Annotated in this window: 14 protein-coding genes and 1 pseudogene; 7 read left to right on the forward strand and 8 right to left on the reverse strand. The window is 62.3% G+C overall.

What is annotated here, in order from left to right; translation table 11 throughout:
* Positions 1–111: 111 nt before the first annotated feature.
* Positions 112–1,488, reverse strand: coding sequence for a cytochrome P450 (locus JQ611_RS38060; protein WP_212391480.1), 1,377 nt, complete (start codon positions 1,486–1,488; stop codon positions 112–114).
* A 191-nt stretch (positions 1,489–1,679) separates the two neighbouring features.
* Here JQ611_RS38060 and JQ611_RS38065 point away from each other — a divergent pair, with 191 nt between their 5' ends.
* Positions 1,680–2,495 carry a DUF4886 domain-containing protein gene (locus JQ611_RS38065; protein ID WP_212468354.1) on the forward strand — a complete coding sequence of 272 codons (816 nt, stop codon included), beginning with the start codon at positions 1,680–1,682 and terminating at the stop codon, positions 2,493–2,495.
* A 48-nt stretch (positions 2,496–2,543) separates the two neighbouring features.
* Here JQ611_RS38065 and JQ611_RS38070 read toward each other — a convergent pair whose 3' ends face one another.
* The gene (locus JQ611_RS38070) at positions 2,544–3,785 is read right to left on the reverse strand and encodes an LLM class flavin-dependent oxidoreductase (protein ID WP_212468355.1); all 1,242 of its coding nucleotides are present in this window, start codon (positions 3,783–3,785) and stop codon (positions 2,544–2,546) included.
* Positions 3,786–3,972: 187 nt separating this feature from the next.
* Between JQ611_RS38070 and JQ611_RS38075 the strand changes: the two genes are divergently transcribed.
* Both JQ611_RS38075 and trpS read left to right on the forward strand, forming a co-directional pair.
* On the forward strand, positions 3,973–4,677 hold the full coding sequence (locus tag JQ611_RS38075) for a VOC family protein (RefSeq protein WP_212468356.1): 705 nt from the start codon (positions 3,973–3,975) through the stop codon (positions 4,675–4,677).
* Positions 4,678–4,940: 263 nt separating this feature from the next.
* On the forward strand, positions 4,941–5,957 hold the full coding sequence (trpS, locus tag JQ611_RS38080) for a tryptophan--tRNA ligase (protein WP_212468357.1): 1,017 nt from the start codon (positions 4,941–4,943) through the stop codon (positions 5,955–5,957).
* 256 nt (positions 5,958–6,213) lie between these two features.
* Here trpS and JQ611_RS43205 read toward each other — a convergent pair whose 3' ends face one another.
* Positions 6,214–6,678, reverse strand: a complete 465-nt coding sequence (locus JQ611_RS43205; protein ID WP_409411331.1) for a formylglycine-generating enzyme family protein — start codon at positions 6,676–6,678, stop codon at positions 6,214–6,216.
* Positions 6,570–7,196 (reverse strand): annotated as a pseudogene (locus JQ611_RS43210) (formylglycine-generating enzyme family protein); the annotation flags it as partial. The pseudogene JQ611_RS43210 and the gene JQ611_RS43205, both read right to left, overlap by 109 nt.
* A gap of 103 nt (positions 7,197–7,299) precedes the next feature.
* Between JQ611_RS43210 and JQ611_RS38090 the strand changes: the two are divergent.
* Positions 7,300–8,916, forward strand: a complete 1,617-nt coding sequence (locus JQ611_RS38090) for a hypothetical protein (protein ID WP_212468359.1) — start codon at positions 7,300–7,302, stop codon at positions 8,914–8,916.
* Between the two features lie 39 nt (positions 8,917–8,955).
* Here JQ611_RS38090 and sthA read toward each other — a convergent pair whose 3' ends face one another.
* Positions 8,956–10,347: a Si-specific NAD(P)(+) transhydrogenase gene (sthA, locus tag JQ611_RS38095; RefSeq protein ID WP_212391492.1), complete on the reverse strand. Its 1,392-nt coding sequence runs from the start codon at positions 10,345–10,347 to the stop codon at positions 8,956–8,958.
* A 166-nt stretch (positions 10,348–10,513) separates the two neighbouring features.
* Here sthA and JQ611_RS38100 point away from each other — a divergent pair, with 166 nt between their 5' ends.
* Together JQ611_RS38100 and JQ611_RS38105 are read left to right on the forward strand one after the other, a co-directional pair.
* On the forward strand, positions 10,514–11,935 hold the full coding sequence (locus tag JQ611_RS38100) for an MFS transporter (protein WP_212468360.1): 1,422 nt from the start codon (positions 10,514–10,516) through the stop codon (positions 11,933–11,935).
* Positions 11,936–12,061: 126 nt separating this feature from the next.
* A complete protein-coding gene (locus JQ611_RS38105) occupies positions 12,062–13,309 on the forward strand; it encodes a PHB depolymerase family esterase (protein ID WP_212468361.1) in 1,248 nt (415 codons plus the stop codon).
* Between the two features lie 14 nt (positions 13,310–13,323).
* Here JQ611_RS38105 and JQ611_RS38110 read toward each other — a convergent pair whose 3' ends face one another.
* The 3 genes from JQ611_RS38110 to JQ611_RS38120 form a co-directional block, all read right to left on the reverse strand.
* Positions 13,324–14,028 (reverse strand): MBL fold metallo-hydrolase, encoded by a 705-nt coding sequence (locus JQ611_RS38110; RefSeq protein WP_249133791.1) that lies wholly within the window; start codon positions 14,026–14,028, stop codon positions 13,324–13,326.
* Between the two features lie 112 nt (positions 14,029–14,140).
* Positions 14,141–15,190 (reverse strand): UDP-3-O-(3-hydroxymyristoyl)glucosamine N-acyltransferase, encoded by a 1,050-nt coding sequence (gene lpxD, locus JQ611_RS38115; RefSeq protein WP_212468362.1) that lies wholly within the window; start codon positions 15,188–15,190, stop codon positions 14,141–14,143.
* A 244-nt stretch (positions 15,191–15,434) separates the two neighbouring features.
* Positions 15,435–16,571, reverse strand: a complete 1,137-nt coding sequence (locus JQ611_RS38120; protein WP_212468363.1) for a VWA domain-containing protein — start codon at positions 16,569–16,571, stop codon at positions 15,435–15,437.
* A gap of 158 nt (positions 16,572–16,729) precedes the next feature.
* Between JQ611_RS38120 and JQ611_RS38125 the strand changes: the two genes are divergently transcribed.
* Entirely contained in the window at positions 16,730–17,215 is a 486-nt protein-coding gene (locus tag JQ611_RS38125; protein ID WP_192736364.1) for an MmcB family DNA repair protein, read from the forward strand.
* The last annotated feature ends 36 nt before the right edge of the window (positions 17,216–17,251 follow it).

Raw genomic sequence — 17,251 nt, forward strand, 5'->3', positions numbered from 1 at the left:
GTAGATCGTAGGGTGGGCAAAGCGAAGCGTGCCCACCATTCTGCCAACGGCCTCGGATAGATGGTGGGCACGGCGCGAAGTGCGCCTTTGCCCACCCTACGCATTCCTCTGTCACACTGCCTTCAGCACGACCTTCAGTCCGTCCCGCGGTTTTGGGATCGGCCACATCTGCCAGTCCGGCTTGTAGCCGGGCTCCAGCGAGACACTGAGATTCTGCAGGAAATGCCGTGCAAAGCATTTCGCCTGCATATAGGCAAAATGCAGCCCGAGGCACATATGCGCGCCGCCGCCGAACGGCACCCAGGCGAAGCGATGACGGTTGCGCTGCGCCTCGTCGGTGAAACGCATCGGATCGAATTTGTCCGGATCGGGCCAGATCTCGGCCATGTGATGGGTGAACAGCGGATTGACGCCGACCAGGGTGCCGGCCGGGATCGCATAGCCCTTGAAGGTGAAATCGCGGACGGCGCGGCGCGGCATCGAGGGTACCGGCGGCTTCAGCCGCAACGCCTCCTTGAAGGCCATCTCGCTCAGCGGCATTTTCTCAAGATTGTCGATGCTGGAGGGGTCGTTGGCCTCGATGCCGAGCCCTTTGACTTCCTCGCGCAGCCGCGCCTGCCATTCTGGATGCGCGGCAAGCTCGCCGACAAAGGAGGTCAACGACGACGTTAGCGTGTCATGCGCCGCCATCATCAGGAAACTCATATGATCGATGACGTCCTGGGTCGACAGCAGCGCGCCGTCCTCATGGGTGGCCTGGCAAAGCTGCGAGAACAAATCGTCGGCGCCGCCGCGCGCGCGGCGGATCGGAATTTGTTCGGAGAAATAGGCGACGATCCGCTTGCGCCCCGCGACGCCGCGGCCCATCTGCGTGAACGGCAGCGGGTATCGGATCGGCGCCACGGCCGCCGCCACCATGTCGACGAAGGCGCGCGTGATCTCGTCCACCTCGGGACCGATCTCGGCGCCGAGAAACGATGTTGCCGCCAGATCGAGCGTGAGCTGCTTCATCGCGGGATAGACCAGCATCTCGCCGGGTTGCGCCTTCCATTGCTTGACGCGCACGGCAATGCCGCGGTCGAGATCAGTGAGGTAGGATTTCATCGGTCCCGACTTGAACGCAACCGACAGCGCACGGCGGTGCAAACGATGTTCCTCGAAGTCCAGCAGCATCAGCCCGCGCGGAAACAGCCGGCCAAGGATCATGCCCCAGCCATGGGTCGAGGAAAATTGCTTGGCCTGGTCGAACAGCAGCAGTTCGTTGGCCTCGGGGCCGAGCAGGTTGATGCTGGTCTCGCCGAACACGTGGCTGCGATAGACCGGGCCAAATTTGGCGTGCATCCGCTCGACCTGCCCTTTGGGATCGGCGAGGACCTCCAGCGTCTTTCCGATCACCGGCCAGCCTTCGTCGCCAGGTATGTGCTTGAGTGAATTACGCTTCGGCGGTGTAAGGGTGATCGCGGGGGAGGCCACATTCTGCATCGACATGGCGATTTGCTCCGGTTCGGCTCTGGCCCATTATGTGGGATCATCGGCATAACCAAGGCTGGAAAATAACGCTTTGTTGCGTCGATGCAAAGCCGTTAGCGCCGGTGGCGCGCCGCTTCATCCAAACCGCGCCACAAGGCCGCGGGCCGTGCTAGGGTGTGGCAAAATCAAGCCGGGCAGGGAGAACTGATATGTCGAGACTATTGGGTGTGATTGCCGTCACGCTGGCGGCGATGGTCGCCGGACCAATCGCCGCACAGGCGCAGACCATGCCCGCCATCACCAGCTTTGGTCCGGATTTCCCCAAAACCGGAATCTTCATCGGCAACAGCTTCTTCTATTACAACAACGGCCTGCCGGGTCATCTGTCGTTGATGGAAAAGGCCGCCGACCCCGAGAACGTGCAGGCCTACCGCAACACCATGGTGACGATCGGCGGTTCCGGCTTCGACTGGCATGATATCGAAAGCTATTTCCGGCCCAATGCGATCGGCAGCTATTCCTTCGACCCGAACAACAATGTCGTCTTCAACAAGCTCGACCGGCTGTTCGACGTCGCCGTCATGATGGATTGCAGCCAGTGCCCGATCCATCCCACGCTCAAAACCGTATTCACCGACTATGCGAAGAAGAACAGCACCATCGCGCGCGCCAAGGGCGCCAAGCCCGCGTTCTTCATGTCCTGGGCCTATGCCGACAAGCCGGAGATGACGGCGCAATTGGCCGAGGCCTACACGATTGCCGGCAACGAGAACAACGCGCTGGTGATTCCCGCAGGCCTTGCCTTCGCACGCGCCATCAGCAAGCAGCCCGAGCTCAACCTCTATGCGCCGGACAAGCGTCATCCGTCGTTGGCCGGCACGTATCTCGCGACTTGCGTGGTGTTTGCGTCGCTGACCGGGCGCTCGCCGGTCGGCAACCCGTATCTCGCCGGCATCGATGCGCCGACCGCGAAATTCCTGCAAACCGTGGCGTGGGAAACCGTGCAGAGCTATTACGCGAAGTAGAAATTCTGGAGTGAGGCGCCGCGGAGAGCATCCGCGGCGCTCGAAACGTCAGGCCTTGCGCTTGGCGGCTTCCTTTTGCAGGTCCGGCGCGTTGATGGTGGGGATCGCGACACGTCCGGGGCCGGTGACCGCGAGGGCCGCGGCGGCCTTATCGTTTTCCATGATCTTGGCCATCACGGCTTGTCCTGCGCGCTCGAACACCGCGCGGTTTTCGACCAGGAATTTCTGCGACTCGCGCAGTCCCTTCACGTAGCCGTTGATCTCCGGGATCACGTAGCGCGCCACCATGTCCCAGCTGCGTCGGGTGTTTTCCGGATTGGCCCAGTCATGCACGAAGCCGACGATGGTGCCGACGCCGCCGGAAACCGCCATCAGATTCTTGATGGTCTTGATCAGGTCGTCAGGTGTTCCGATGGTGGAAGCGGCGGCTTCGCCGCCCGCGGTTTTCTCAAGCGCGTCCTCGGGTGACTTGAACGGCTCGAGGCCCGGCCGTTGCAGCGTGCCGACATTATATTCATTGTGCCACTTCATCAGGCCCGGGCCGGCCTCGCGATAGGCCTGTTCGCGCGTTTCGGCGATGTGCCAGGAGAGCAGCACGCGCCAGTCGGTGCGGCTCACGGTGGTGCCGGCCTTCTTGGCGGCGTCCTCGGCAAAGCCCCATTGCGTCGGCAGCGCCATCAGGCCCTGCGTCGACATCGAACCCAGCGAGATGATGCCGATGCCGTATTTGCCCGCCAGCGTCATGCCCGAGGGCGAAATCTGCGACGCCACCACGAACGGCATCTCTTCCTGCAGCGGCAGCAATTGCAGCGCGGCGTCGTTCATCTGAAACCAGTCGCTCTTGGCGGTGACGCGCTCGCCCTTGAACAGCCGGCGGATGACCGCGATCGCTTCGTCCTGGCGGTCGCGCTGCGTCATCGGATCGATGCCGAGGGTATGCGCGTCGGAGGCCAGCGCGCCCGGACCGGAGCCGAAGATGGCGCGGCCGCCGGTCATCCAGTCGAGCTGCACCATGCGCTGCGCGACATTGTAGGGATGGTGATACGGCAGCGACACCACGCCGGTGCCGAGCTTGATGCGCTTGGTGCGCTCGCCGGCGGCGGCCAGGAACATTTCCGGCGAGGCGATCATCTCCCAGCCCGAAGAATGGTGCTCGCCGCACCAGAATTCGTCGAAGCCGAGCGCGTCGATCTGCTCGACGAAGTCTAGGTCGCGGCGGAATTGCAGCAGCGGATTCTCGCCGATCGGATGATGCGGGGCGAGAAAGGCTCCGAATTTGAGGCGCGCCATGGGGTTTTCTCTCCGGATTTATTGTTCTTTGGAATTGCTCGGTGCCAAACTACGGGGTGGGGCAGGGCAAGGCAATCCTCCAAGCCTGCCGCTGGCGCATGGTTGTCGCGCAAGTTTGGCTGACATACCGTCGGCCGGAATTACGGCCACTCACCTCAGGGACCACCATGAATCGCATCCTCGCCCGATGAATCTGGCAAAACCCCACATCGACATCGGCTTTGCCACCAATCACGCGCCGGCAGCGCTTGCGTTCTGGCAGAACGAGATCGGCCTACGGTTCGACCACACCCAACCGATCCGCCGCGGCTACAAGCAGCACCGCCACGATCTCTGCGGCTCGATCCTGAAGATCAATCAGGTCTATGAACCGCTGCCGGACAATCCGCCGTCAGGTTACCTCGAACTGCTGATAGCACGCGATGGCCTGACTGCGCCGCAGCCGATGGCCGATCCCGAGGGCAACCGCGTCTCGCTGGTGCCGAGAGGCATGTACGGCATCGAGCGCATCGGCATTCGCCTTGGCGTTCGCGACGTCGCGGCGCATCGCCGTTTCTACACCGAAGCACTGGGATTGCCGTTAGGTGAAGCCAACGCCAATGGCGCCGAGACGTTCCTCGCAGGCGACACGGTGCTAATCGTCGAGCCCGCGGCCGACGCGCCGCATGATGCTGCTTTTGAAGGCAAGGGTTGGCGCTACATCACGTTCCAAGTCTTCGAAGTCGACCGCGAGCACGCTCACGTGCTGGCCCATGGCGGCCGCGAAGCCCGCGCGCCGGTGACGCTGGGGACCACGGCGCGGATCTCGATGGTGCGCGATCCCGACGGCAACTGGATCGAGCTGTCGCAGCGGGCGTCGCTCTCTGGTTCGCTGGAGCCTTCGCATGGATAGGTTTATGTGACGATGATCCGTAGGGCGCATCAGCAGATTTTGGGATACGCGTCGCCAAGTATCGCCTTGCCGGGCGCAGCCATCGATGGCATGCTCGGCATATGACGCCCAAATGCATTTCGCTCAAGTCGCTTTGGTGGCGCTCCTTTTAGGGAGCGGCACGGCGTTACTATTTTCAACGACCTTCGCCGCCGTGATCGGGTGAGCCAAGGTCGTTTTCCGGCAAGTCTCCAATCGCGGCGGCTCCAATCAGGAGAAGCCATATGCTTGTCGAGACTGTGCGACCAATCATTCTCACCGGTGATCGCACCACCGGACCCCTTCACCTTGGCCACTATGCAGGCTCGCTGAGAAATCGGGTTGCGCTTCAGCGCACGCATCGACAGTTTGTTTTGCTGGCCGATGCACAAGCCTTGACGGACAATATCGACGATCCCGAAAAAGTGCGCAGCAATGTGATGGAAGTGGCCCTCGATTACCTGGCCGTCGGCATCGATCCGGGCGAAACGACCATTTGCGTGCAATCTGCATTGCCGGCGCTTGCCGAACTTGCCCAGCTGTATCTCAATTTTGTTTCCGTGGCCCGGTTGGAGCGCAATCCGACGATCAAGGATGAAATTCAGATGCGGGGCTTTGAGCGGGACATTCCCGCGGGCTTCCTGTGCTATCCGGTGGCGCAGGCCGCAGATATTACGGCATTCAAGGCGACCGTCGTGCCGGTGGGGTTGGATCAAGCTCCGATGATCGAACAGACGAATGAAATCGTTCGTCGGATCAATCGGCAGGTCGGTCGTGAGCTGTTGGTGGAGGCAAAGGCGCTCATTCCGGCAACGGGACGACTTCCCGGCGCTGATGGAAAGGCGAAAATGAGCAAATCCCAGGGGAATGCGATTTCGCTTTCAGCTTCGCCCAACGAGATCAGGGCTTTTGTAAATCGCATGTACACGGACCCGAATCACTTGCGCGCATCCGATCCCGGGGTCGTTGAAGGCAATGTTGTCTTTGCATACCTTGATGCGTTCGACACCGACCAAGCCGCCGTTGATGAACTGAAAGCGCGCTATCGGCGCGGAGGGCTTGGCGACGTGACGGTCAAGCGCCGCCTTGAAGACGTGTTGCAAGAGCTGCTGAAGCCGATCCGCGAACGTCGCCAGGCCGTGTCCAATGATCTCGGCTACGTGCTCGATGTGCTGCGTTCCGGCACGTCCAGGGCGCGCGCGATCACCCAAGCCACCTTCGATGAACTGCGCGATGGTTTGGGCTTGTTTTCGTTAGCCTGAACAAGATGAGATCGGCTGCTTGCATCATCGTAGTTCTACGGAGAGCGATGCATAAAGGCTTAAGGAACTTTGACTAGGTCTGTCATCAGCATTCCAGAACAGAACGCGAAGGTCCCGGTCCTTCTGTGGCGGTCGAGCCGGGCTCTTCTCTCTAGCCTCCAATGAATCAGCTACCCGCAGGCGGCGCCGTGCTCAGCGGCGTCGCCTGTTATTTCATGACCGATCCATTTCGATGGCTGGGCTGATAACCCTTGCCTTACTGCACCGGCACGTTCAGCACGCGCACCACGCGAAAACTGTAGCCGCCGCCGTCGACGATGCCGTTTTCGCGATAGCCCGCGCGAACCATGTTGGCGATCCAGTCCCAGGTGCCGCCGCGTAGCATGCGCCGCTCGCAATTGCCCTCGAGCCAGGGTGAGCCATCGACCGGCGTATCTTCATTGTAGCGCTTGTTGAAGCAGTCCTCGGTCCACTCGAACACGTTGCCGTGCACCTGATACAGGCCGAACGGGTTGGGCGGATAGGAGTCCACCACCACGGCCCCTTGCTGTCCGCACCGCGCGGCCCGGCGCCATAGGGGATCGATGCCTTGTAGTTGGCGTCCTGCGCGCTGATGGTGTTGCCGAACCAGAACGTCGTCGAGGTGCCGGCGCGGGTGAAATATTCGCGCTCGGATTCGCTCGGCAGCCGGTAGGTGCGGCCGACCTTCTTCGACAGCCACGCCAGATAGGATTTCGCGGCCACGAAATTGATGCCCTGCGCCGGCATGCGGCCGCGGCCAAAACCCTTGTCGTCGCCCTTGTCGCGGCCGCAGCCGCCGTCGGCGAGACAGGCGTCCCATTCGTCGAACGAAATGGTGAAGCGGCCCACTGCGAACGGCTTTGCAAAACTGACGCGATGAATCGGATCCTCGCCCTTGAAGCGGTCCGGCTCATCCGCGGGCGTCCCCATCATGAACGAGCCCTTCGGCACCACCACCATTTCAGGACAAACATCGCATTCCTTGAAACTGTCCTTTGGAATGAGCGACTGCTCGATCTCGGGCGTCAGCGGCTGGACGCGCTTTTCCGGAAAGAACTGCCGGGGCGCGCGCGGGGGCGGGGTCTGGCCTTCTTCCGCGACCGGTACCGGCGTCTGCATGCCCGGTGGCCACGGTTTTGTTGCCGACGCGCTGCCAGTGAATGAAACGGCGAGCACTGCGGCCATCGGCGCAAGGAGAAGCTTCGACACGAATTCCATAGGTCATCCCTTGCGCGGACCGGTAATGGTGCTTGGTCGCGGGCCAAGGGATTCGCGTTCACGGTAAATTTGAAGTCGTCGGGCGCCTAAGCTAGAGCAAGCCATGAGCTATTTTCCCGACGAATCCACCGGCCGCGCATGGGCACGATACGCAGTATTGGCATTGCCGCTGCTCTACCTGATCGTCGCCCTGACCTATTCGGCATACATGGCGCCGTGGGGGCGTCAGGTCGATCCCGAGTCGGCTTATGCGATGAACGGCCTTGCCTGGGCGGCGGGCTATCCCATGATGAAGAACGATCATCCCGGCACGACGACGATCCTGCTCGGCGGGATCGTCATGAAGCTCTATGCATTCATCAGCGGCCGTTCCGACATCATCGAATTCGGGCTGAAGAACTACGACGCATTCATCTACGCGTCGCGGGCCGTCGAAGCCCTGCTGATGTCGCTCGCCTTGCTGGCCTCCGGCCTCATGGTGCAGCGCGTGACGCGAAGCGCGATTGCCGCTGTTCTGTTACAGGTCGGGCCGTTCGTCCATTTCGAGTTGATGCACTTCGAACTGATGCTGACCCCCGAAAGCCTGATGATTTCATGTGTCGTTCTGGGAACCGGGCTGGTGCTCAAGTCGGCGCTCGGCCGGGAGCCGCCGACCGCAGGTCTCGGCGTTGCGCAAGGCCTCGTGTTCGCACTCGGGCTGTCGTCCAAATATTTGTATGCGCCGCTGGCTATTCTTTCCGTGGCGCTGCTGCGAAGCTGGCGGGCGTATGTGCTGGCGACGCTGGTCGGCGCGTTCGGATTTTTTGTCTTCAACAGGATATTGAATCCGTACGTCTTCACGAGCGGATTCCATTGGCTTGTGAGCATCGCAACGCACAAGGGTATCTACGGCGCCGGCGAGCCGGGCTTCATCGACTTCAACCTGTTCTGGTCGAACATGGGCCAGATCATCGCGGCGAGCCCTCTGATCTCAGCGGTGTTCGTCCTTGGCGGGTGCGTTGCGCTGGCGCGAATGCTGACCAGCCGCGATTACCTGAATCCGGTCAGCCTGACGCTGCTGGCGTGTTTCGTCGCCTTTGCGGCGCAGCTGCTCGCGACGTCCAAGCATTTCAACCTGCATTACATGGTTGCGTCATGGACGCTGACCGGCGGCGTTCTCGTGCTGAGCATCATTGAGATGCGAAGACTGTGGCCCGCGCTGTCGCCACGCCTGCTTGCCGGCGCGGCAGGATTGATTTGCATCGCCCTTTTTTCGACGAGCCTGATCAGGCTCAAGGACGAAGCGGTGACATGGAGCGGCCTCAACAGGACCGGCGCCAGGCTGTCGCAAACCGTTGTCTCCGTCGCGCCGACCTGCGCCAATGTCTCCAGCATGTTCGTGCGCGCGCCTGAGAACGAGTTGAACCACGGCGCGGACATGACACTCGGCACCCCGAAAATGACGGCCGACTTCTCGGAAGCCTATGCGCGGGCTTTCAAGGAGCCGTTGCTGGATCACAACTTCTACCGCAATGTCCTGCTGCGGAATTTCATCGTTCACGGCTACGATCAGCTCGCCCGTGAGTATCCGTGCATCGTCGTGCGGACCTCGCAGGAACTCAACGTCAGTACGTCGAGTGGTCTTCTGGAGTTGCGGCCCGATCATTGTGTCGTCGAGAGCATCCACGTTTACACGGTCGGGATGGCGTGCAGGAAAATCCAGGACGCCATGGCGAAGTGAGCGTGTTCTGGGCGCCAGTCGGAGCGCCGCGAAGCAGTCCTACCGCGTCATCCTGTTCCACGCATCGAGCCCGGCGATTTTGTAGGCTTCCGCCAGCGTCGGGTAATTAAAAGTGTTCTGGATGAAATAGTCGATCGTGCCTTTGAGGTTGAGCACGGCCTGGCCGATATGGATCAGCTCGGTGGCGCCTTCGCCGAGGATATGCACGCCGAGCAGGCGGCGGGTCTTGGTCGAGAAGATCATCTTCATCATGCCGCTGTTCAGCCCCATGATGTGACCGCGCGACGTCTCGCGAAACCGCGCGACGCCGACCTCATATGGAATGCCGCGCGTGCGCACCTCTTCTTCGGTCAGCCCGGTGGTCGAAATCTCCGGCACCGAATAGATGCCGTAGGGAAAAAATTCCGGCGGTGCCAGCGGCTCCATGCCGAGCGCATGGCAGGCCGCGACGCGGCCTTGCTCCATCGAGGTCGAGGCCAGGCTCGGAAATCCGATCACGTCGCCGGCAGCGTAGATATGCGGCACGCAGGTTTGCAGTGTCAGTGGATCGACCGTGATGCGGCCGCGATGATCGACCTCGATCCCGGCGGAGCCGAGATTGAGCCGGTCGGTGGCGCCGACGCGCCCGGCTGCGAACAACAGCATCTCCGACGTCACGACGCGGCCGTCGGCAAGCTTGGTCTGGATGCCGCCGCCCGCGCTGTGTTCGATCGAGTTCACCGCGGAGCCGAGGCGCAATGCGACATTGCGGTCGCGCAGCTCGTGCATGAATTCCTCGATCAGTTCCTTGTCGATGAAATCCAGAAACGTCGGGCGCGGTTCGATCAGGGTCACGGCAACGTCGAGCGCGGAGAAGATGGTAGCGTATTCGACCCCGATCACGCCGGCGCCGATCACGGCGAGGCTGCGCGGCAGTTTCGGCAGGTCGATGATCTCGTCCGAGTCGAACACGGTCTTGCCGTCGAACGGTACGTAATCGGGGCGGAACGGCCGCGTGCCGCAGGCGATCAGGATGTGCGCGGCGGACACGGTTCGGGTCTCGCCATTGGCTGCCGTTATCTCGATCTGGTGCGGGCCGACAAAGCGGCCTTCGCCGGCGGCGGTGCGCACCAGATTGCGGCTGAACTGATGTTCGAGCACCTCGACCTCGTGATCGAGCGTCTTCTGCAGCCGCACGATCAGGTCCTGGGCGGCGATGTCCTGTTTCACCCGGTAGGACCGGCCATAGAAGCCGCGCTCGCGCCAGCCGGACAGATTGAGCACGGTCTCGCGCAAGGTTTTGGAGGGGATGGTGCCGGTATGGACGGAAACGCCGCCGACCCGGCGGCCCTTTTCCACCACCAGCACCGATTTGCCGAGCTTGGCGAATTGCACGGCGGCGCGGCGCCCGGAAGGGCCGGACCCGATCACCAGCATGTCATAGTCGTACATCTAGGGCCGTCCCGAACTCACAAGCGCCTGAAAAAGCCGCAGGAAGCCTCAATCGCCATGCAGCAATCGGGCCAAATCCCCGGGACCTTTACCTCTTGGGTAATCGCTCGCATGACCGAAAGCTGTAACGGATGCGTGCAACAGATTTCGGACAAGGCCGCTGCCAATGCACCAGATCGTCGCAAACCCCGTCGATAACTCAGTCGATTCCTGGCGCCGCTGGTGGGTGCTCGCAATCGTGGTATCCGCGCAATTCATGTTCGGGGTCGACGCCTTCATCGTCAACGTCGCGATCCCGACCATCGCGGCCGAGCTGCAGGCGAGCGCAGCGCAGATCGAGGCCGTGATCGCGGTCTATCTGATCGCCTACGCCACGCTGGTGGTTACCGGCGGCCGGCTTGGCGACATCTACGGCACGCGCAACGTGTTTATGTCAGGTGTGTTCGGTTTCACCGTCACCTCGCTGTGGTGCGGGCTGGCGCAGTCCGGTCCCGAACTCATCCTGGCGCGGCTGGCGCAGGGTGCCACCGCGGCGCTGATGGTGCCGCAGGTGCTTGCGACCATTCATCTGCTGTTTGCCGATAGCTCGCGCGACCGCGCCTTTGCCATCTACGGCATCGTGCTGGGGCTGGCGGGAGCTGCCGGTTTTCTTCTCGGCGGCATTCTGGTGACATCAGATCTCGGCGGTCTCGGCTGGCGCGCAGTGTTTTTCGTCAACGTGCCATTTGGCGCGGTCATCATCGCCGCCGCTTTGCGGTTGATGCCGACCGTGCCGCGCCGCGCCGGCACGCGGCTGGATATTCCCGGCGCGATGGTGCTGTTCGTGGGCTTGCTGTGCCTGATCGGTCCGCTGCTGTTCGGCCATGATCTGCACTGGTCGCCTTGGGTCTGGCTGGTGATGGCAGCCGGAGTCGTCATCATCGCCGCGTTCCTGCAGCTCGAACGATCAGTCGCGCGCCGCGGCGGCATGCCGCTGATCGATCTTTCGCTGCTGTCGGACCCCGCGTTCATGCGCGGGCTAGCAGCGGTGTTCTTTTTCTTCTTCGCCAATCTGTCGTTCTATCTGGTCATGACCATGTTCATGCAGAAGGCGTTGCAGATTCCGCCGCTGCAGGCCGGGCTCGTCTTCATCCCGCTGGCGCTGACCTTTGTGATCGCTTCGCGCCACAGCGGCGTGCGCGCAAGGCATCGCGGCACGCTGGTGCTGATCGAAGGCTGCGCGGTGCAGCTCGCAGGTCTTGCCGCGCTGGTAGCTGTGATCGAATGGGGCAGCGCGCCATCAGCCATTGTGCTGGCGTTGGTGCTGACGATCTTCGGCTACGGCCAGGGATTGGTGATGGCGCCGTTGTCGAGCGCGGTGCTATCGACTGTAAAACCTTCGAGTGCGGGCGCGGGCTCTGGCATGTACGGCACCATTGCGCAGATCGCCAACGCTGCCGGTGTTGCCGCGATCGGCGCGGTGTTCTTTGCGATCGAAGCCGCGGGCGCGGCGCGACCGGCGCTTCTTGTCGCGTGCGCACTGTTCGCACTGTCGATCATGGCATGTGCCGCATTCCTGACATGGATGCGGCGCGCGACCTTGGGATGACAAATTAACGTCAATAACGAAAATTCAATTCTGGGGAACGACAGTGCACGGTCTTTTTATTTTGCACTGCAGCAACTATCTGGTTGAGGTGACGTTGTATGGACGATCACCTCCGGGAGCTGCCAGTTGTCACTTACCAAGAACGTCAACTTTCTCCGCCATCTTCCTAAGCTGAGTGCCTTCAATGGCTTGCCGGGGTATGGCCGGAGCATTGTGCACAGCCCCCTGGTCGAAATTAACGATTTCGGCTCGAATCCGGGCGCGCTCCGGATGTTTTCATTCGTACCTGAACACCTCCCGCGCGCGCCTGCGCTGGTCGTCGTGCTGCACGGCTGCGGCCAGACCGCGGCCGGCTACGATCGCGGCGCCGGCTGGTCGACGCTTGCGACGCGCTACGGCTTTGCGTTGCTGATGCCCGAACAGCAGGCATCGAACAACGGCAACACCTGCTTCAACTGGTTTAATCCGGAAGACATTTCGCGCGATGGTGGCGAAGCCGGTTCGATCCGGCAAATGATCGCGCGCATGGTCGACGATCACAACATCGATTCACGTCGCATCTATGTGACCGGGCTCTCCGCCGGTGGCGCCATGACCTCGGTGATGCTCGCGACCTATCCGGACGTGTTCGCCGGCGGCGCCGTCATCGCCGGCTTGCCATATGGCATTGCCGGCAATGTCCGTGAAGCATTGAGCGGCATGATGCAGTCGCCACAGCGCCCCGCGGCTGAATTGGGCGACCTCGTACGTAACGCTTCCAGGCATAAAGGGCCGTGGCCGAAATTGTCGGTGTGGCACGGCAGCGCCGATCGCACGGTGAGCCCGGGCAATGCGGATGAGATCGTCAAGCAGTGGCTCGATGTGCATCAATTACCGCTCGCGCCCATGTCGACGGGCGATGTCGACGGCTATCCGCGTCAGGTCTGGTGGAATGCCGACGGTGAGACCATTGTCGAATCCTACACCATCACCGACATGGCCCATGGCACGCCGCTTGGCGCGACCGACAATGACGAGCGGTATGGTGAGCAAGGTGCCTTCCTGATCGAGGCAGGCATCTCGTCATCCTATCACATTGCGAATTTTTTCGGCCTGACCGACCAAATTCTTCAACCCAGGACAGTGCCTCATGCCGCTTCAAAGGCCGTTTCCAAGACCATTCCGGTCGACCCGACGGGCATCTCGCGCGAACGCGCCGGCGTCATCGCGATGACGGTTCCGGTGCCTGCACCCGAACCGGATCTGGCCACGGTGTTGTCGCCGCGCCCGACGCGGATTCACCACGCCAAGCGGGCGCAGCCCCCGCGCCGCCGCGGCATTGATGTCGGTGAAGTCATCACCCGGGCGCTGACCGCCGCGGGCCTGATGAAATAGCGATCAATTGCGGTTCACATCTCGCCGGTGAGGAACGGATTGGTCATCCGCTCCTGGCCGATGCTGGAGCCTGCGCCATGGCCGCAGACGAAGCCGACATCGTCGCCGAGCGGCAACAGTTTTTCCTTGATCGAGCTGATCAGCGTCGCATGGCTGCCGCCGGGCAGGTCGGTGCGCCCGACTGAGCCTGCGAACAACACGTCGCCGACATGGGCGAAGCGCAATTCCTTGTTGTAGAACACCACGCTGCCCGGTGAATGGCCGGGGCAGTGCAGGATGTCGAAGGTCAGATCGCCGATCGAGACCTGATCGCCTTCGTCGAGCCAGCGGTCGGGCCCGAAATTGCGCACGCCGGTCATGCCGAAGCGCTCGCCGCTCGAGACGACATTGTCGAGCAGATATTTGTCGGCGATGTGCGGCCCTTCGATCTTGACACCCAGCGCGTCGCGCAATTCGGCTGCACCGCCGACATGGTCGATATGGCCGTGCGTCAGCCAGATCTTCTCGACCGTGACGCCGGTCTGCTGGATCGCGGCCTGGATTTTTGGCACGTCCCCGCCGGGGTCGATCACCACGGCCTTCTTCGATGGCTCGTGCCAGATGATGGTGCAGTTCTGCTCGAACAGCGTCACCGGAACGATGATCGCGCCGGCCTTCGGTGGAACGTCATTCTGGTCGTGGTTCTGGTTCTGATTTTGGTTCTGATTGTCCTGGGTCATGGCGGCAGATTGCCGATTTTTGGCCTCTCGCCAAGGAAAAGATTCGCAAAAGATTCGGAAAAGATTTGTAGAAGATTCGCGCATACGGCGGGTAAGGCCTGCCGGCAACCGATTAGGTCTTGGTTCGACCACGGCGTGCCGCCAGGTTCCGCAGTGCCAATATTTCGCGCAGCCATTGCCGCCTGGGCTGGGCCGGAAAGCCACCCCAAACCGCGCCGGCGGGGACGTTGTCATAAACGGTGGACCTCGAAAGCAGCATCGCGCCCTTGCCGACGGTGATGTGCGGGATGATGCCGGTGCGCGGTCCCAGTACGACGAAATCCTCGATGGTGACGCTGCCGCTCAAGCCCGATTGCGCAACGATGATGCAATGGCGGCCGATCATGCAGTTGTGCCCGATCTGGCACAGATTATCGATCTTGGTTCCTTCGCCGATGACGGTGTCGCGCAATCCGCCGCGGTCGATCTTGGTGCCCGATCCGACCTCGACGTCGTCGTGAATGACGACGCGCCCGATCTGCGGAATCTTGATATGTCCCTTGCCGTCCGACACGTAGCCGAAGCCATCCTGGCCGATATGGCACCCGGGGTGGATCACCACCCGGTCTCCGAGTTGGGCGTGGGTGATGGTGCTGCCGGCGCCGATGGCGCAGTCGGTCCCGATCTGAACCCGTTCGCCGATCATGGCGTGCGCGGCGATCAGCGTGCCGGCGCCGATTTTGACGGAGGGCCCGATCACCGCGAACGGATCGATCGTAACGTCAGGCCCGATCTGCGCCGTGGGATGCACCACCGCGCTCGGCGCGATACCTTGCGTGCCGAACGCCGAGACCGGACGCAGCGCGCTGCCATACATCTGGCGTGCGACCGTGACGAAGGCCTCATAGGGCTTGCGAACGTTCAATGTGACGACCCCGGCAGGGGCCTGGTGGGCGAACCGTTCGGTGGTCAGGACGGCGCCGGCTCGGCTCGTCGCGAGCGCTTCGGCATATTGTGCGTCTTTGACAAAGGTCAGATCATCAGCGCCGGCGCGGTCGATCGGCGCGATGCCGGTGATGATTCGGGACAGGTCGGCGCCCGCACACGGGTTTGCTCCCGTGAGCGCGGCAATCTCTGCCACGCTCAAGCCCGAAGAGTTCGAGAAAAAACTGAACTCGACCACGAGCTCTACCCCCTGCGGATCACGATAGCCGGGCGGGCCCACGATCCCAAGTCTATTCGGAAGTCTATCGGGGCAGGGTCGCGCGAATCGTGCTTCCGGGACGGAACCGGCCGCCGGTCAAATCGTCGCGGCGCCTGCGGCGGCGGCTTTTGCGGCCAACATATCGGGGGCCAACCCCGCCATCCCGGCCCGGTGCGATTGCGCACCAGGCCGCGACGACACGCGAAGGTTTAAGGCGCCGGCGTTACCGCTTGATCTGCGCCTTCAGCGTATCCTCGACCACGCGGTCGAACGATGACGCCTTCGCCGGAGCCTTGGCGCGCGCATCGGCGACATATTTGTCGCGCTTCGCCACCAGTGCGCCGAGCTTCTCATTGAGTGCCTTGCGCTGGCTCATCTGCTTGTTGACTTCGTCGACGCGCTGCTCGGGCTTCATCGCGCGCAGATTGTCGGGCAGGTCTTCCTCCTTGATCGAGGAAAAGCTGCTGCGGCCGGCCGAAACGTCGGCGACCAGATCGCCGTCGCCGGTGACGGCTTCCGACGTCGCCTTGGAACGCTTGTTGATGAAGCTCGCCATCTCGGAGGCCTGTGCCGGCGCCGCCGCCGCCACCTGCGACAATTGCTTTGTCTTGTCCTCGGTGCGCTTCTGCATCACGCGCGGTCCATAGGGGATCACGGTGCCGTTGATCTCCCGCTGCAGGATGATGATGTCCTCGTCATACGGCGTTTCGATCACGACCACCTGTCCGCCATCCTGCGGAATCGGAATGAAGCGGCCATTGCCGTTCTGGGCGATATCGCGCCACACCCGTTCGGTGTCGGCGGCGTTGCCGGCGAGCACCGCGTTGACGATGATGTCCTTCTGCTTCGCCACTTTCAGCGTTACCGGATATTTGGTGTCCTGCGCGTAGTCCATGTGCGGCGGCGCGTCGCCGACCAGGAACACGATCCGCCTGACATCGCCGCCGTCGGTCCATTGCAGCTTGTTGACGGCGATATCGAGCGCCTCGTTGACGCTTTCCGGCCAGTCGCCACCGCCACGGGCCTTCAACTCCAGGAGATTGGCGTAGAGATCCTGGATGTCGCGGGTGAGTTCGACCTTCCTGGTGACGTAATCATCGCCGATGTCGCGGTAGGCGACGAGGCCCATGCGGATCTCGGCGTCGGGATTGGAATCGACGATTGCGGTCGCGATCGACCAGATCTTGCGCTTGGCGCCTTCGATCAGGCCGCCCATCGAGCCCGTGGTGTCCAGAACGAACGCGACTTCGACCGTGGGCTTGGCGACGGCCTGCGACAGGCCGGCGGAAAGGGGTAGCGTAGCGAGAGCGAATGCGAGCGAGCGAAGCGTGATGCCGTGATCCCTGAAGCGTTGCTTCATGGTTTCTCTCCTCCATGTGTTCCGTCCCTCGGAACCCAGGTTCCCTCGGCTTCGCGGTGGCGTGTGGTCCAAATCAAGGCGGGTTGGGTACGAATTTGCGGCGCATTCCGCGCCGCAGCCCGGATGGCGACCGGTGCGGAATCGGATAGGCTAGGAGCATGGAATCGCCCGCCCGCCAGGTCAGCCTCGTACCGCCGCCGGACCGCCGCCAATCGGAGACCGCGCTCGCGATCGCGCGCGGCACCGCCAGGATGCTGCGAACACTGGGTTTTTCCTGCATCAGTGAGTTGCCTTTGCCGTCCGGCCGGCGCGCCGATCTGGTGGCGCTGAACGAGAAAAGCGAGATCTGGATCGTCGAGATCAAGTCGTCGGTGGAGGATTTGCGCGCCGACCAGAAATGGCAGGACTACCGGATGCATTGCGACCGGCTGTTCTTTGCCTTCACGCAGGATCTACCCTGCGAGATTTTCCCTGAGGGCACCGGCCTGATCGTTGCCGATGCCTATGGCGCCCATCTGCACTGCGAGGCGCCCGAGCATCGCCTGGCCGCGCCGACCCGCAAATTGATGACGGTGCGGTTCGCGATGGCCGCGGCGCAACGGATCAACCGGCTGGTCGATCCGCAGGGACATTCGGAGTTTTAGCAACCACCGTCACCGCGATGAAGTCAGCGTCAACGA

It is taken from the genome of Bradyrhizobium sp. AUGA SZCCT0182 (genome assembly GCF_018130185.1).
GTDB lineage: Bacteria > Pseudomonadota > Alphaproteobacteria > Rhizobiales > Xanthobacteraceae > Bradyrhizobium.

Coding starts and splice junctions, on each gene's coding strand:
- JQ611_RS38060 (WP_212391480.1), bottom strand. CDS start 1,488: ATGTCGATGCAGAATGTGGCCTCCCCCGCGATCACCCTTACACCGCCG.
- JQ611_RS38065 (WP_212468354.1), top strand. CDS start 1,680: ATGTCGAGACTATTGGGTGTGATTGCCGTCACGCTGGCGGCGATGGTC.
- JQ611_RS38070 (WP_212468355.1), bottom strand. CDS start 3,785: ATGGCGCGCCTCAAATTCGGAGCCTTTCTCGCCCCGCATCATCCGATC.
- JQ611_RS38075 (WP_212468356.1), top strand. CDS start 3,973: ATGAATCTGGCAAAACCCCACATCGACATCGGCTTTGCCACCAATCAC.
- trpS (WP_212468357.1), top strand. CDS start 4,941: ATGCTTGTCGAGACTGTGCGACCAATCATTCTCACCGGTGATCGCACC.
- JQ611_RS38090 (WP_212468359.1), top strand. CDS start 7,300: ATGAGCTATTTTCCCGACGAATCCACCGGCCGCGCATGGGCACGATAC.
- sthA (WP_212391492.1), bottom strand. CDS start 10,347: ATGTACGACTATGACATGCTGGTGATCGGGTCCGGCCCTTCCGGGCGC.
- JQ611_RS38100 (WP_212468360.1), top strand. CDS start 10,514: ATGCACCAGATCGTCGCAAACCCCGTCGATAACTCAGTCGATTCCTGG.
- JQ611_RS38110 (WP_249133791.1), bottom strand. CDS start 14,028: ATGACCCAGGACAATCAGAACCAAAATCAGAACCAGAACCACGACCAG.
- JQ611_RS38120 (WP_212468363.1), bottom strand. CDS start 16,571: ATGAAGCAACGCTTCAGGGATCACGGCATCACGCTTCGCTCGCTCGCA.
- JQ611_RS38125 (WP_192736364.1), top strand. CDS start 16,730: ATGGAATCGCCCGCCCGCCAGGTCAGCCTCGTACCGCCGCCGGACCGC.